We start from the raw sequence: 14,427 nt of genomic DNA on the forward strand, positions 1-14,427 counted from the left end.
CCTGACTTTGAGGCGAGTCGATCGCTGGTTTCGATACTCGGCGCTGTCACCGTCGGTTAGCAAGAACTCTGGTGTCAAGCCGCGGATGCTGGAGACGCCGCGGACACGTGACGATGCGGCCTAACTAAGCGGCATTGGTACTGGCCCCTGCGCGCGGACCGGTAACCCTCGAGCTCGAAGCGCAGCGGCTTGCCGACGCGGTACGGGTCCGCGGCGAGGGCCCGTACAGGAAGTCGACGACTGCCACGGCCACGGGTTCGGGGAGGTCACGCTCGAGCAAGCGGCGGGCGAGTCGGCGCAGCGCCAGAGGTGCCCCGCAACGGATGCACGGTCCGCTGGTGGTGAGTGCTGTTGTCGGTCGTCCAGTGACCAACAGCTGCTGCGGCCGTCAGTTCCCCACCCATCCGCCGACCGCGCCGACTGCGCCGACCGCGCCATCGCGGCAAGCAGGACGCCCACGTGGCCGTCGGACGGTGGTTCCTGAGTCGACTGCACTCATCCCTTCGGGGGACGCGCTGACGCAGTGTCACGGGCGAGGATGGACGTTCGTCGATGACGACCACGAGGTGGACCGGGTGGTCACTGCGTGGCAATCCGGACGGACGGTGACCGTGGAGCACGACCGCAGCGCAGCGCTGCTCATCCGAGTGTGGCTCGAGGGCCGCACCGACGAGTTCCGCGGCCGGCTCACGAGCGTCTCGACCTCGCTCGGCGACGGCGGAGTTGAGCGCACCGTCGCCGTGGCGTCCTTACCGGAGGCGGTGCTGGAGGCGGTCGGCTCCTGGCTGGCGCAGTTCACCGGTGGGGCTCCCGGCTCCGGGGACGGCGGCTGACACGGGAACGGCCCCGCCGGTGCCGGGGCGGCCCCCGCGGTTGACCGTGCGGACACCTCTCCGCACTGCGCGGTGATCCGCGGTCCCACCGGGCCTCACGGCACGCGCAACCGGGTCATCTCCCGTCCCAGAGCCAGGTCCACGGCGTCCCGGGACCGGTCGCTGAACCGCCACAGCCGCAACGGGGCGCCTCGCCGGGGTGGGACCATCAGGGCCAGCGAGCCCAGCGGTGTGGCGGCCCCGGTGTCATGGTGTTCCAGGCCGGCGGTGTAGTGGATGCCGAGTGCATGATCCGGTTTGCGCACGATGCCCCCGCTCGTGCTCGGTTGTGCCGCCTCACGCAGCGCCTCGGTCGCCAGGGCGTGCGGGAATCCGTACTTCCCCCCGCCGCCGACGGAGGAGATGAGCGCGATCAACGGCGCCATCCGCTCGACCAGCTCGAGGTTGATGCCGTGCTTGGACGCGTGGTGGGAGACCTTCAGGACGTGCGCGCGCATCAGGTCGTCACCGCCGCCCGTGGGCGCGGTGAAGGTCTCTCCTCCTGACCGGGAGTGGAGCTGAGGGAAGTCGACGGCGGCCTGGGCCCAGGAGGTCGTCTGTGCGTCGGCTCCCAGCACCAGGGCCCACGGGTCGGCCGATCGCACCAGCAGCCGGTTGCGGGAGCCGCCGTCCGCGGGGTCGGGCTGCTCGACGACGCGCGTGGCGGGGTATTCCAGCTTCACGCTGATCGAGGAGTCGTTTATCTCCACGCCGTAGGTGTCGAACCGGTTGCGCAGCCCGATCCCGGGCGTGAGGACGGTCACCCGGACCGCGTCAATCGTCCGCGTCGTGCCGCTGGTCGGCTGGGTGTGCACGATGTCGGCGTCCTCGAGCGCCACCATCGTCTCGACGAACGCCGCGCTGGGATGGCGGTACCCGGGCTCCCAGTACTCGTCGACCTGTCCGCCGAAACGGCGCAGGAACTCCGGCATGCCGCCGATGTGGTCCGCGTGCGGGTGGGTGCCGACGACCAGCGGGAACAGCCGGGATGCGTCCGCCAGAGGCGGCAGCACCTCGGCCGCGGCCAGGGCATCGAGGAGACGGCCCAGCTTGCGGGTGGTCGCCACGTCGACCACCACCGCACGACGCCGGCCGGCGCGCTCAGGCAGCAGCAGGAGCTGGGTGTCGCCGTCGCCGACGTTGAGCAGGAAGTAGAGCAGCGAGTCCGGTGCCGCCCGACACTCCGCCGCGAACGTGCCGGCGCTGTCCGGCCGCAGCAGCGTCTCCGGGAGCTCCCACGCCGGCTCAGTCATCATCGCCGTCCGGCCCCACGGAGTCCCGCCGCGGCGCCCGGGGGGCGTCGACGTCCTGCCGGCCGGCCAGTCCGAGCCGGCTCGCCTCGACGGCCGGCAGGACGGGGGACACCAGGGCGGAGTCGGCCAGCGCGGCCACTGTCCGGCCCTCCCGCGTGAGGTCGTAGACCGGCCCGTCCACGAGGTCGGCGATCGGACGGTCCCACTGCGGCGCCTCGTCCGGCTCCTGCACGTCGTGCACGGCCTGCGGCACGACGGCGGCGAACACGTCTCCGATCCGCGGTGGCCGCTCCAGCCAGCCGCGGTAGAGGGCGTGTTCGAGGGCGTGGACGTCGACGGTGACCCCGCGGGTGCTGTCGTCGACGGCGAAGCGCACCCTGCCCTGGAGGTCGGCCCACGGCCATGCGGACAGCAGCATGGTGGCTGAGGACCCCACGATCTCGTCCAGGACGAGATAGCTGAGCGTCCCGACGTCGGACTGGCTCCAGCCGTGCGCGCGCAGTGCCGCCGGCAGCCACGGGCGACGTACCTGAGCGGACGAGGCGGTCACGGTGTCCCTCTCGCGGTGGTCGACTCAGAAGACCGTCGTGAGTCCGTCGTCCCTGGCCTGGTCTCTGGTGTACGCGACGCCGTCGACCTTGAGCCCGGCCGGGTCGAGCAGCGTGAGGAGTCCGCCGGAGTTGCCGAGCTGGACGGGGGCGGTCAGCCGGATGCGGGCCGCCTCACCGGCTCCGAGCGCCGTCCCGGCCAGGGGCATCCGGTGATCGGCGGAGTCCAGCAGTGCCCAGCCGTCGAGGTCGAGGTCGACCGCCAGGGTGTTCAACAGCGTGACCGTCTCCCGTTCCGGCGCCGGCCCGGGGCCGTTGACCAGCGCCGCGACGATGCGGACCCGGTGGTCGCCGTCGGACACTTCGGTCAGCGCGTGCCCGGTCGAGTCGTCGGTGTGCCAGGCCTGGCTCTGGAAGGCGAGGAAGACGGCCACCGTCTGCCCCGCGCCAGGGAAGTGCAGCAGGAGGCCGCCGTCCTGCCAGACACCGTCGTCCTTCCGGAACTGCGCGGAGTTCCCCTGGTTCATGTGCACGTCGTGAACGCCGTTGCCCGGCGTGAACCCGAAGACCTTGTCGGCCTTGCCGGCCTCGGGACCCCATCGCTCGCCGAAGGCGAACAACCGGGCCTCCGGGTCGTTGCGGGCCCGGCTGACGAAGTGGTCCAGCGCGTCGGCCAGGTCGTTGTCCGGTCCCGGCGCCGTCGCCGGCATCCGGCGCATCGCCGTGCGGTCGAACAGGTTGCCCCGGATGAAGTCCAGCGCCCCGCTCCCCGGTTGACCCGGCAGCGGGGTGAAGCCGTCGGGGAGTCGCAGGACGCCATCGAGCATCGGATGGGTGAAGGCCTCGTCGGCGAGGTACAGCAGCTCCGAAGGGGACTGCTGGGACAGCACGTTGATCGCCACCCGGAAGGCGGTCTCCCCGCCCTGCACCTGGACCTGGAAGTGCGGGCTGTCGGACCCGCCCTCCGACCGGGAGTCCACCACCCGGCCGGCCAGCACGCCGTAGTTCCGCAGCGGCATGGCCGCTCCTCTCGGTCCCGGACGGCACGGTCCGCTGGTCGTGATCATGAGCTGGAGGCGTCACCGCCACGTCACCGTCCGACGAACGGCCGGTGAGGATCACGCCCAGGTGACGGGCCAGTGGCCGGATCCCGGGTACGGAGTGGTGGTCATGCTCGAGGACGACGCCGTGTGCCTGGAGGTCAGTGCGGGACACGACCGTTCGATGACGACCGGTGATCCCACGCCGGGCAGCGTGCGGTCGTGACTGTTGCGTCACGCAGAGTGCGGACGCAGACGTTCCGCCCGCACCGCATGCTCTGTTCGATTGACAGCCGCACACGCGTGTCGAGACGATTTCGTCCCCGCAACATCGCCCACGGCCGCGTCTGTGCGACCGCCCGGTGGGGGCCACCAGGAGGTGGACGCTCGTGGACGCTGTTCAGACGCCGCGTGTGGCACTGCTCGACGGGTTCGCCCTCGAGCTGCGGCAGGCCGGGACAGTCCGGCCCTTGGACGACCTCCCGCGGGGAGCCCAGCGCCTCATCGCCCACCTCGGTCTGTGCGGTCGCCCGGGGCGCGGCGCGGTTGCCGGCCAGCTGTGGCCCGATGTCCCTGAGGACCATGCGCAGGGCAGCCTCCGGTCCGCCCTGTGGCGGGTGCAGAAGGTGGTCCCCGGGCTGATCGAGGTCTGTGGCGGCGCCCTGGGACTGGCCGCCGGGGTGCGCGTCGACGTCCGCGAGTTCACCGACTGGGCACGCCAGGTCATGGACCCCGTGGTCCGCGTGGACGCCGTTTCGACGCCGGACGTCGCGCTGCGCGGCGAGCTGCTGCCGGGGTGGTACGACGACTGGGTGCTGCTCGAGCGAGAGCGGCTCCGCCAGCTCCGCATGCACGCCCTGGAGGCGCTCGCGGACAAGTTGGCCGCCGCGGGGCGCTGCGGCGAGGCGGTGCAGGCGGCGTACGCCGCCGTCCGGACCGAGCCGTTGCGCGAGAGCGCGCACCGGGCGGTGGTACGCGTGCACCTCGCCGAGGGCAACATCGCGGAGGCGGTGCGCGCGTACACGGCGTTCCGCGACCTCCTGGGCGCAGAGCTCGGCGTGGAACCTACCGCCCAGATGACCGAGCTCATCGTTCGCGCCCACCTGCCGGTACGCCGCAGCGTGGTGCGCAGCCCGGTCCGCTGACACGGAGCCGCCGGCGGCACCGCGTGACGCCCGGGTGACGCATCCCCCGGAACGCTGATCGCCTGGCTGAGTGGGCGGTGGGCCGTGGACGACGACCGGAACGGCGTGCTGCTGGTGCGGGTCTGGATCGAGGGCGGCAGCGACCAGTTCCGGGCCCGGCTGACCAGCCCCGGTGCGGACGGGAGCGTGAGCGGCGAGGACGAGCGGACCGTGGCCGTCGCGTCGAGCCCCGAGGCCGTGTCGCAGGCGGTGCGCTCCTGGCTGGGCGCCTTCCTCCGCGGCCGCTGACCGGGGCCGCTGCTCAGCGGCCGTCGTCCGGGCTGCGGAGGAGCCCGACCGGCGGTGAGGGGCGGTGAGCCGGCCGAGATGGCATGCCGCACGCCGACGACCAGCGCCGGTCGGGACCGGTCCGAACGTCGGGGACCGGAGCGGGGCAAGGGGACGAGATGGCCGAGCCGGTCCGCGCCGTGCCCGTCATCCTCCGTGATCGGCACCGGTCGCGTGTCCGGGGCGCCCCCGCGGTGTCCGTCGACGAGGAGCCCCGGGCACAGCTGGACGACGCACTCGGCCCGGCCTTCCACCGCCTGGACGGGATGGTCAGCCGGACCATGGACCGGCTCGGCGGGAGGGCCGGGGAGAGGTGCCCCCCGTGCCGCCCCCTGGCACGCCCGAGCTCCGACGCCCCGGCCGGGCTCGCGTCGGCGCGACAGTTGGTCAGCGTCGACGAGCCTGGTGCCCCCGCGCACTCAGCCAGTCGTGACGATCCGGTGACGCCGCGCGGCGACGATCCTCCTGGAACGCCGGATCGACGGGATGCCCGCCGGAGGCGCCCGGCGCTGCCGAGCGAGGAGCGTGACCTTGATGCCGCAGAAACCTGGACTGGAACGCCCGGGCGAGGGTGGGGGCGCCGCCGGGCGCCTGCGCCAGTTCGAACAGTCCCGCGGGCTCCAGCCATCCGAGGCGGAGCCCGGCGAACACGAGTCCGACGAGCGCGAGCCCGCCGAGCGCGAGTCGGACGCGGTCGAGCTGCACGAGGACGACGAGGACGGGCGGTCGGTGCAGCAGCGCGGGACCGAGCAGCGCGAACGGCAGGACCCGGAGCCACCCGAACGGGAGGACGGCGATGCGTAGCCCCATCGAGCAGCCTGAACTGCAACGCACAGGTCAGGCGCGGGCGCCCGGTCCGCTCCCGGCCGGCGGCAAGCCGCTGCAACGGCTCCTGGCCTTCGAGACCTCACGCGGACTGCTCGGCGACGGCGGGCCCGACGCGCCGGGCCCGGCCGCCGACCTGGGCCCGGTGACCCGCGCGGTCTCGGAGGACGTGGTCGACTGGGCACGAGCACTGGCGGACACCAGGGTCGAGGCAGCACCTGCGGCCGACGTGACCGCCGGGGTGTGGCGGTCACTGGGACCGACGATCATGCACAACGGCCAGACATACGGACAAGGCACTGGTAACCGGGTCGACGTCTCCGGCCGGGTGGCGGCAATTGCCGTCGACCCCGGCAACCGCGCCCACCTGCTGGTGGGCGCGGCCGGCGGCGGGGTCTGGGAGAGCGTCGACCAGGGTGCCACGTGGGCAGCGCGGACCGACGGGCTGGAGACCCTCGCGGTCGGTGCACTCGCCTTCGACCCGCGCACGCCTGCCACGGTGTTCCTGGGCTCCGGCGAGGGCGACTTCTACTCCGGGCTCGGACAGGGCGTCTATCGGTCCTCCAACGGCGGGACCTCCTGGGCCCTGCTGGCGGGGGCCCCGTTCGTCGGGACCGGTTTCTTCCGCCTCGTCGTGGACCCCGGCGACAGCACGCGGCTCTTCGCCGCCACCCGGGCCGGGCTGTTCGTGTCCTCCGACAGCGGCACGACCTGGACGCGCCGTCGGACGGCGATGTGCTGGAGCGTGTCGGCGCACCCCTCGGGTGGCGCCACGGAGGTCCTGGCCGGCTGTACGGACGGGTTGTTCCGCTCCACCGACGGCGGGACCACCTGGACCGCAGTCGCACTGAGCGGCGTCCCGGCCACCACGCCGGGGATCCAGCGCCTGGCCGTCAGCCACGCGCGGTCCAACGGGGCCGTCGCCTGGGTGTGGGCGGCGACGAACCCGACGATGACCATCCCCGGCGGCACCCAGCCGACACCACGCCTGTGGCGCCGGGACACCATCGACGGCGCCTTCGGCACCATCGCCACCGACCCGGCCGTCCGAACCGGCCAGGCCTGGTACGACTGGCACGTCCACGCCGCCCCCAACTCGGACTCGACCGTGTACCTGGGGGAGATCAACCTGTTCCGGGTCGACCGCAGTGGCACCGGATGGGCGTGGACGAACGTGTCCAGCAAGGTCAACGGCGATAGCATCCACCCGGACCACCACAGCTTCGCCTTCGACCCCCAGGACGGCAACGTCGTCTACGCCGGCTGCGACGGGGGCATCTACCGGTCGCCCAACCGCGGCACGAACTGGGCAGACCTCAACGACGGTCTGGTCATCACCGAGATCGAGTACCTGGCCCAGGACATCGGCTCCGCCTCCTGGCTGCTGGGCGGTACTCAGGACAACGGCAGCATCCGCTACACCGGGCGCCCCGACTGGGACCACGTGGCCGACGGCGACGGTGGGGACTGCGGGTCGGACACCGCCGACTCCCGCCGCGTCTACCACTCCTACTTCTTCATGGGCTACGACCGGTCCTCCGACAAGGGTCAGACGTGGACCTGGACGCCGACCGGCAGTCGCGACTCCAGCGTGTACGGGCAGCTGTTCTACCCTCCCCTGGAGGCCAGCGGCTCCACCGTCGCGCAGGCCGGCGAGAGCGTCTTCCTCTCCCGCAACAACGGGGCGTCCTCGACCGAGGTGGCCCTGCCGGGCCGGGCGGTGGCCTCGGCGATGACGCTGCCCTCACCCGACCGGCTGGTCGTCGGCACGACCGGGGGCCGCATCTTCCGGCTCACCTGGTCCGGCTCGTCCTGGGGCACCCCCGTGGAACTGGCGTCCCCGCGCGCGGCCTTCATCAGCGACCTGTTCTGGGACCCGGCGAACACCAACCGCCTGTGGCTGACGTACTCCCAGGTGGGCGGCGGCCGGGTCTACCGGTCCGACGACGGCGGCTCGACCTGGACCGACCGTTCGGCCGGGCTGCCGGCCCTGCCCGTCAACGCCGTGGACGTGCACCCCGGGAACGCCGACCGGGCCTGGGTGGCGGCGGACAAGGGCGTCTACGAGACGGTCGACGGCGGCACGAACTGGACGACCATGTCGGCGGGGTTGCCGAACTGCATGATCACCGACCTCCTCTACCACCGGCACTCGGGTCTGCTGCGCGCCGGCACCCGCAACCGCGGTGTGTGGGAGCGGGTGATCGAGCAGGTCGTGGACCCCATCTGCCGGGTCCAGTTCACCGGCAACCTGGCAGCGCGTGAGACCCGGCGCTGGTTCACGTTCGGCTGGCCGGCGACCTGGCACATGGTCTGGACGGTGATGCCGACGACGGTGGCCACCGGAGCACCCGAGGTCTGGTGGGACGTGCACGTCGAGCGGGCCGACGCGCAGTTCCTCACCTACTGGATCACCGTCCGCAACCTGACCGCTCAGCCGATCTCGTTCGAGGGTCGGTACGCGATCCTCGGCTTCCGTTGAGGAGGAGACCCGATGCGCACCGGCACCCAGTTCACCGGCCGGTTGAACCCCAACCAGTCGCTCAAGTGGTTCACCTTCGGATGGCCGACCACCTGGCACGTCGTCCGGTACGTCGTGCCGACGACGCCTCAGGTCGGGGCGCCGGAGGTGCACTGGGACATCGAGGTCGAGCGGGCCTCTGTGGATCGCTGCACCTACTGGATCACCGTCAAGAACCTGACCGGCGCGGTGATCGACTTCGAGGGCCGCTACGCCGTTCTGAACTGAGGAGCCATGCGCATCACGATCCAGATCGACCGGACGACCCGCGGTCACGCCGCGGGCGCACCGGCCGCGACCTCGGAGGCCCCGACCGGAGAGGCCCCGGCACTGGACGCCGGTCCGGCGCCGAGCGAGTCGCTGGCGAGCCTCGCCGGTGCGGCCGAGCAGCACCTGGACGACGTCCGCTCCGCGGGTCCGGCACCGACGTCCGGCGATGACGAGAGGGGAGGCACCTGATGGGCGAAGTGCTGCCGATGCTCCTCGGAGGCGCGGTCGGGCTGCTGTTCGGGGCGCTGCGGGCCCGCTGGCGCTGGCTCGTGTGTGGCCTCGCCGCGGTCATCGCCGGGGTCACCGCCACGGTGGCGAGCGGTGAGTTCCGGCTGAGCTGGGCGTTCCTGCTGGTGGACATCCCGCTCGTCGTCGCGTCGGCGCTGGTCGTCCAGCTCGTGGTGATCCGCGGCCGGCAACGCTGGTTTCCGGCGCTGGCCGACCCGGGCCTGCGCCCCGGTCCGGCCCCCCGCCCAGACGCCGGCTGAGGCGGTGCCCCCGTGCCCGTGGGCCAGTTCGTCACCAAGCAGACCTGGATGCTGGACCGGGTCGAGGTGCGCGACATCGTCTCGGCCGACGGAGGCAACCCGGGCGACGACGTCGGTGCGGGACGACTTCGACGTCACCCCGGACGACGGCTACCGCCACCTGGTCGCGCTGATCCCGGGGAGCGGCGGGCGGATGCACTGCGAGACGTATCCCCTCGAGGCCGTGTCGGTCAACCGTGACCAGGCCTGGTCGTTGCCGAAGAAGGGCGAGGCCGCCGTCTTCGAGGTACGCGACCCAGCCACCGGTGCGCGCCGACCGCTCAGGGTCGGGGACCACGTGCGGGTGGTCGGCAGGTCTTCCAGGCCCGGTACGCCGTCTCCTGGCGGCCGCGGCTGGCCGCGGCGCCGGTCACCGTCACGGCCCCGCCCGCCGGGCCGTCCGCCGAGTTCACCGTCCCGGTGGTCAACATCGGGCCCGACCCGGTGACGATGCACACCGTCCGACTGCGCAGCGGCGACCCCGCGGTCTTCGCCATGGACGCCCCGGCCGCGCCGGTCGTGCCGGCACGGGGCACGGGGGCCCTGCGCGGTCATTACGCGCCCGGGGGCTCCGGTCACCACAGGGCCGAGGTGGAGGTGCTCAGCAACGATCCGGCAGCTGACCCGCTGCTCGTGACGGTCGAGGGCCTCACCACCGACGCGTCCGGGAGGCTGCGCGTCCAGGTCGAGCCCGCCGGCATCAGGCTGGGGCGGGCGACGGACGTCACCGTCGTCACCACGGACAGTGGGAGCGGCACCCGGGTCGCCGGGACGGCCCGGGTCGACAACTACGACGCCTCGGGCGGGCACACCCCGTTCCAGCAGCCGACCAACCAGCCGTTCCGGATGACGTTCCACCCGGAGAAGGAGTGGGATGAGGAGACCAAGCGATGGATCATGGGGAGCAGGCCGGAGGGCACCGTGACGGTCCCCGCCTACGAGCAGGACGCCGGCATGCCGATCCCCTTCCGGTTCTCATGACGGCCGGACACCGGGGCCCGCCGACGCCCCTCACCGGTGACAGCCCGGTGACACCGCAGCTTTAGCGTCCGGAGTGACCACGGGTGCGGGACGAGGCCGCGCCGGGTGCGCCGTCAGGTGTGCCGGCCGTGGCCGGGAGTGGAGCGAGCAGACCCCATCCGAGACCGCCCGGCGGCCGTCGTCTCCCGTACGCGACGGTGCGGCGCCGGGTGCACACCCGAGGAGACCCTCATGGCTGAGAACGCCCGTCACTACTGCATCGCCATCGCCCACCAGCCGACCGAGCTCCAGACCAGGGCCGCCCTCGTCGAGGAGTTCAAGTGGACGGTCGGGACCCAGGTCAACGTCCAGTTCGTCGGCGGGGAGGAATCGCTTCAGGAACGGGTACGGGCCGTCGCTGAGGAATGGGTCGGCCCGGACATGGCCAACGTCGGGCTCCAGTTCGGCGGCGCGGGCCGCGGGGACGTGCGGGTCGCCTTCCTCGAAGGCGATGGATCCTGGTCCTACATCGGCACGGTGGCCCAGCAGATCGACGTCGACCAGCCGACGATGAACTACGGCTGGCTGACCCCCGACTCACCGGACGACGAGCTGCGCCGCGTGGTCCTGCACGAGTTCGGTCACGCCCTCGGCTTGATCCACGAGCACCAGAACCCCAACCAGCCCATCCAGTGGAACCGAGATGCGGTGATCGCCGACCTCTCCGGCCCGCCGAACAACTGGGGTCCCCAGACCATCGAGAACAACATCTTCGCCCGCTACGACCCCGCCACGCTCGAGAGCACGCCGGTGGACCCGGACTCGATCATGATGTACCCGATCCCGGCGTCCTGGACGACGGACGGCTTCTCCGTCGGGCTCAACCGCGAGCTGTCCTCGACCGACACGGACTTCATCAAGAAGGCCTATCCGTGGTGACGGCACCCGCCGGCGGCCTCATGGCCCGCGACCACGCCCTGGTCGTCGGCATCTCGCACTACCCACAGCTGGCCGCCGAGGGGGTCGCCGCCGACCTGCATGGTCCCGACCACGACGCGCTCGCCGTCCGGGACTGGCTCGTGGACGGAACCGGTGGGCGGCTGCCTTCGGACCACGTCGTCCTGATCCGGACCGCGGACTGCGTGGCCGACGACGCCGACCCCCAGCCGGCCAGCCAGCGGGTCAAGGAGGCGCTGGAGGACCTGGAGAAGCGGACGCGCGGCAGCCCCGGCCGCCGGCTCTACCTGTACTTCTCCGGGCACGGGTTCGCCCCCGACCTGGAGGAGGCGGCCGTCTTCACCGCGGAGGCCAGCCAGCTCAGCCCCTCGCACGTGTACGCCCATGCCTGGCTGCGCTGGTTCCGGAAGGCACAGCGGTTCGAGCAGTCGGTGCTCTGGGTGGACGCCTGCATGAACTACCAGCAGTCCATCCCGGTCCAGCCGGTGCCGTTGCGGACCCAGCTGGGGACGGCTGTCCCGGGACCTGCGTTCATCTCGGTGGCCGCGCAGACCAAGAGTGCGCTCGAGGTCGCGATGCCGGACGGAGAGGTGCACGGCGTCTTCACCTGGACGCTGCTGGAGGGCCTGCGGGGCGGGGCCGCGGACCGCCGCGGCCGGGTCACCGGCGAGAGCCTGCAGGACTTCTTGCACAACGCGATGGCCGAGTTCCTGCCACCTGCGGTGAAGCGGACCGCCGCGGTCGACCTGCAGCCCTTCGTGCGGGCCGACGAGGGGATGGACTTCGCCCGGTTCCGCACCCGGCCGGTCTACGACGTGACGCTCGCGCTCCCCGCCGCGTCCGCCGGTCAGGAGATGCGCCTGTGGTCGGGTGCCCCGCACCGGCAGGTCGTCGGCCAGCAGCTCACCGGTCCGGAGTGGACGGGGGAGGTGGTACGCGGGCTCTACGTGGTCGACGTCCCGGACGCCGGGTTGCGGCAGGGCTTCCAGGTGACCGGGTCGGGAGCCGTCCAGGTCACCGTGGAGCAGCGGGGTCCGGCGGTGGTCCCGTGCGACGGGTCGGAGCTGTTCACCCTCGAGGTGGACGTCCCCAACCCGGCCACGACGGTCGTCGTCGTCGACCACGAGTTCCAGCGGGTGCTCACCGACACCGGGCACCTGGCGGAGACCGAGGCGCCCGGGGTCTACAAGGTCCGCACGCTGTTCGGCCGCGACCTCACCACCGCGTCGGAGCTGGTGGTCCTGCTGGACGCCGACCTCGTCGTGGCCGCGGACGGGGCTGCGCTGCTCACCGCGGCGCCGCTGCCCGGGAGCGCCGCGCCGGACGCCCAGCACTCCGCGCTGTTCACCGCCGCGGGAGCGGCGCCGGACCCCGGCACCGCCGGCGCCGGGTCGGCGGTGTCGGTGATGGGGCGCTACAGCATCGAACTCGGTGACGACGCCCCGACCCCGGTGCTCCCGCATCCACTGGGCGGACTGCGGCTGGTCGACCCCGCGGGGCACGTCGTGGCCGACCTGGTCGAGGGACCACCGGCTTCCGCCGACCGGGAGGCACCGGTGGCCGTCTGGGAGCGGGCCGTCGCGCCGGGCACCTACGCACTACGGCAGGAACTGGCGCACGGCACCTTCGAGGGCTCGGTCGTCGTCTCCGCGGGATGGGTGACCCAGGTCGTGCTGCGGCGTACCACCGGCCTGGGCGGCGGTTGGCGCGACGGGCGGGGGGAGGCGGCCGGCGTGGTGCACCCGGACGACGTGGCACTCTTCATGCACCGGCCGGGCGCCCCGGCCGCACCTGACCAGGACGAGGCGGTCGAGGGCGCGCGGCTGGCACTGGTGCAAGGGCGGGACGTGTTCAGCGGCGGACGCGGGGGTGGGCTGCGCCGCGCGTTGCTCGAGGAGTACGAGGACCCGGTCGCCGGCATCATCGGCGGCCACCTGCTGCTCCGGGCGATGGCCGGGCCGGCGGGGACGGACAGCGGCCGGGCGGCACTGTTCGACCAGGCGGTGACGCGGCTGCGGGGACTGCTGGGCGACGAGCACCCCGACGTGCGGGCGCTGTCGCTGCGGTGCTCCGACCCGGCGCTGCGCGCCACCCGGCCCTTCACGGCCCCCCCGATGTTCAGCGCGAGCTGGCAGCTGGTCGTCGCGGGCTCCTACGACCGGCCCGAGCTGGTGCCTGCGGCGACCTGGGCCCGGGTGCACGCCTCCACCCGGATCGGGCCGCTCTTCATCTGGGCAGCCGACGCGGCGACCCAGCGGGCGCACAGCCGTCAGCTCCGTGCATGGGTCGACGGTTACGTCGAGACCGACGGGTCGGCCCCGCTCCCGGCGGCCACCGTCCGCGGCGGCGCGACCTCGCTCTCCAGCCCGGTCCGGGGTGCCCCTGAGCCGGTTCCGTCGGGGGTCTGGGACGCCGCCCGGAGCCTCGGGATCCCCGCCACCGCGGCGGCGGGCCTCTGGCAGGCGCGGATCGCGTCCCCATGACCGACGGACGAGCGCCGGGGGTGGGGTACTCCTTCGCCCTGGCCGACACGCTCTCGCTGTCCTTCCAGCGGTACCCGTGCCCGGAGTCGGCGGTCGTCCATGAACTGCCCCGCAGCTGGGGGGCGCTGCCGGTGGCGCCGGGAGGCTCGCGCAGTCTGGTCGTGCCGGTCGCCGACGGGGAGGCCGTCTGGGTGGGACTCTCCCGGCCGCCGGATGCCCCTGCCTGGGAGCTGCGGGTGCTGGCGCACCTGCGGCCGGGCGGTCCCACGGATGCCGTGACGGGGGCCGGGGGCACCGACGCCGCCGGCGACCTGGCGGTCCTGCGGGTGCCGCCACAACGGTCTTTGGAGGGCATCGCGCGACGTGCCGGGGGATGGTGGTCGTTGACCCGCCTCGCTGCTGGCCCGGGCGCCCCCGGGTGCAGCGGGCTGGAGGTCTGGCCGCAGCCGGCCGGTGGCCCGCCGGAGCCGCCGTGGACGGTGCAGCTCGTCGACCCGGCCGCCTTCACCGCGCAGACCGGGGCCGAGGTCCCCCCGCTCGCCCCCGACGCGCCCTACGGGGGATGGCGGCTGCCGTGACCGGCCGGCGGTGACGGCGGGGAGACACCCCGGTGACGGCGGTGCGGCCAGCCTCGGCGAGAACGGCTCGGATGCACCCCGGCGGGGTGCCGTGGAGCGTTCGCGGGAGGTCGCCCTGCGT

16 protein-coding genes are annotated in these 14,427 nt (G+C 73.1%); 13 read left to right on the forward strand and 3 right to left on the reverse strand.

Translation table 11 applies throughout. The features are described 5' to 3' along the window. Positions 1-605 precede the first annotated feature (605 nt). Positions 606-833 (forward strand): hypothetical protein, encoded by a 228-nt coding sequence (locus tag BLW04_RS17605; RefSeq protein ID WP_091544326.1) that lies wholly within the window; start codon positions 606-608, stop codon positions 831-833. A 95-nt stretch (positions 834-928) separates the two neighbouring features. Here the strand turns inward: BLW04_RS17605 and BLW04_RS17610 are convergent, their stop codons facing one another. From BLW04_RS17610 to BLW04_RS17620, 3 genes are read right to left on the reverse strand one after another with little or no spacing between them, the layout of a single operon-like run. Next, positions 929-2,128 (reverse strand): ComEC/Rec2 family competence protein, encoded by a 1,200-nt coding sequence (locus BLW04_RS17610; protein ID WP_139306889.1) that lies wholly within the window; start codon positions 2,126-2,128, stop codon positions 929-931. Beyond that, positions 2,118-2,675, reverse strand: coding sequence for a hypothetical protein (locus tag BLW04_RS17615; protein ID WP_091544190.1), 558 nt, complete (start codon positions 2,673-2,675; stop codon positions 2,118-2,120). Before BLW04_RS17615 ends, BLW04_RS17610 begins: the two co-directional genes overlap by 11 nt. A 24-nt stretch (positions 2,676-2,699) precedes the next feature. Then, entirely contained in the window at positions 2,700-3,692 is a 993-nt protein-coding gene (locus BLW04_RS17620) for a DUF2278 family protein (protein ID WP_091544196.1), read from the reverse strand. A gap of 109 nt (positions 3,693-3,801) precedes the next feature. Here BLW04_RS17620 and BLW04_RS26870 point away from each other — a divergent pair, with 109 nt between their 5' ends. The 12 genes from BLW04_RS26870 to BLW04_RS17675 all read left to right on the forward strand — a co-directional run bounded on the left by BLW04_RS26870 (position 3,802) and on the right by BLW04_RS17675 (position 14,306). After that, a complete protein-coding gene (locus tag BLW04_RS26870) occupies positions 3,802-3,939 on the forward strand; it encodes a hypothetical protein (protein ID WP_175484122.1) in 138 nt (45 codons plus the stop codon). A gap of 163 nt (positions 3,940-4,102) precedes the next feature. Next, positions 4,103-4,858, forward strand: coding sequence for an AfsR/SARP family transcriptional regulator (locus BLW04_RS17625; RefSeq protein WP_091544199.1), 756 nt, complete (start codon positions 4,103-4,105; stop codon positions 4,856-4,858). Between the two features lie 84 nt (positions 4,859-4,942). Next, a complete protein-coding gene (locus BLW04_RS17630; protein ID WP_091544202.1) occupies positions 4,943-5,146 on the forward strand; it encodes a hypothetical protein in 204 nt (67 codons plus the stop codon). A 573-nt stretch (positions 5,147-5,719) separates the two neighbouring features. Beyond that, a complete protein-coding gene (locus BLW04_RS17635; RefSeq protein ID WP_091544206.1) occupies positions 5,720-5,989 on the forward strand; it encodes a hypothetical protein in 270 nt (89 codons plus the stop codon). Further along, positions 5,982-8,492, forward strand: coding sequence for a WD40/YVTN/BNR-like repeat-containing protein (locus BLW04_RS27625; RefSeq protein WP_091544209.1), 2,511 nt, complete (start codon positions 5,982-5,984; stop codon positions 8,490-8,492). Before BLW04_RS17635 ends, BLW04_RS27625 begins: the two co-directional genes overlap by 8 nt. A 12-nt stretch (positions 8,493-8,504) precedes the next feature. Then, positions 8,505-8,759: a hypothetical protein gene (locus BLW04_RS17645; RefSeq protein ID WP_091544213.1), complete on the forward strand. Its 255-nt coding sequence runs from the start codon at positions 8,505-8,507 to the stop codon at positions 8,757-8,759. A 6-nt stretch (positions 8,760-8,765) separates the two neighbouring features. Continuing rightward, positions 8,766-8,990, forward strand: coding sequence for a hypothetical protein (locus tag BLW04_RS17650; RefSeq protein WP_091544217.1), 225 nt, complete (start codon positions 8,766-8,768; stop codon positions 8,988-8,990). Further along, a complete protein-coding gene (locus BLW04_RS17655; protein ID WP_091544221.1) occupies positions 8,990-9,289 on the forward strand; it encodes a hypothetical protein in 300 nt (99 codons plus the stop codon). The genes BLW04_RS17650 and BLW04_RS17655 overlap by 1 nt, the downstream gene beginning before the upstream one ends. Positions 9,290-9,748: 459 nt before the next feature. After that, the gene (locus tag BLW04_RS17660) at positions 9,749-10,309 is read left to right on the forward strand and encodes a hypothetical protein (RefSeq protein WP_091544224.1); all 561 of its coding nucleotides are present in this window, start codon (positions 9,749-9,751) and stop codon (positions 10,307-10,309) included. A gap of 231 nt (positions 10,310-10,540) precedes the next feature. Next, positions 10,541-11,227, forward strand: coding sequence for a zinc metalloprotease (locus BLW04_RS17665; protein WP_091544227.1), 687 nt, complete (start codon positions 10,541-10,543; stop codon positions 11,225-11,227). Continuing rightward, positions 11,224-13,728: a caspase family protein gene (locus BLW04_RS17670; protein ID WP_139306890.1), complete on the forward strand. Its 2,505-nt coding sequence runs from the start codon at positions 11,224-11,226 to the stop codon at positions 13,726-13,728. Before BLW04_RS17665 ends, BLW04_RS17670 begins: the two co-directional genes overlap by 4 nt. After that, a complete protein-coding gene (locus BLW04_RS17675) occupies positions 13,725-14,306 on the forward strand; it encodes a hypothetical protein (protein ID WP_139306891.1) in 582 nt (193 codons plus the stop codon). The genes BLW04_RS17670 and BLW04_RS17675 overlap by 4 nt, the downstream gene beginning before the upstream one ends. The last annotated feature ends 121 nt before the right edge of the window (positions 14,307-14,427 follow it).

The sequence above is a fragment of the Modestobacter sp. DSM 44400 genome (assembly GCF_900107175.1).
In the GTDB taxonomy this organism is placed as follows: Bacteria; Actinomycetota; Actinomycetes; order Mycobacteriales; family Geodermatophilaceae; genus Modestobacter.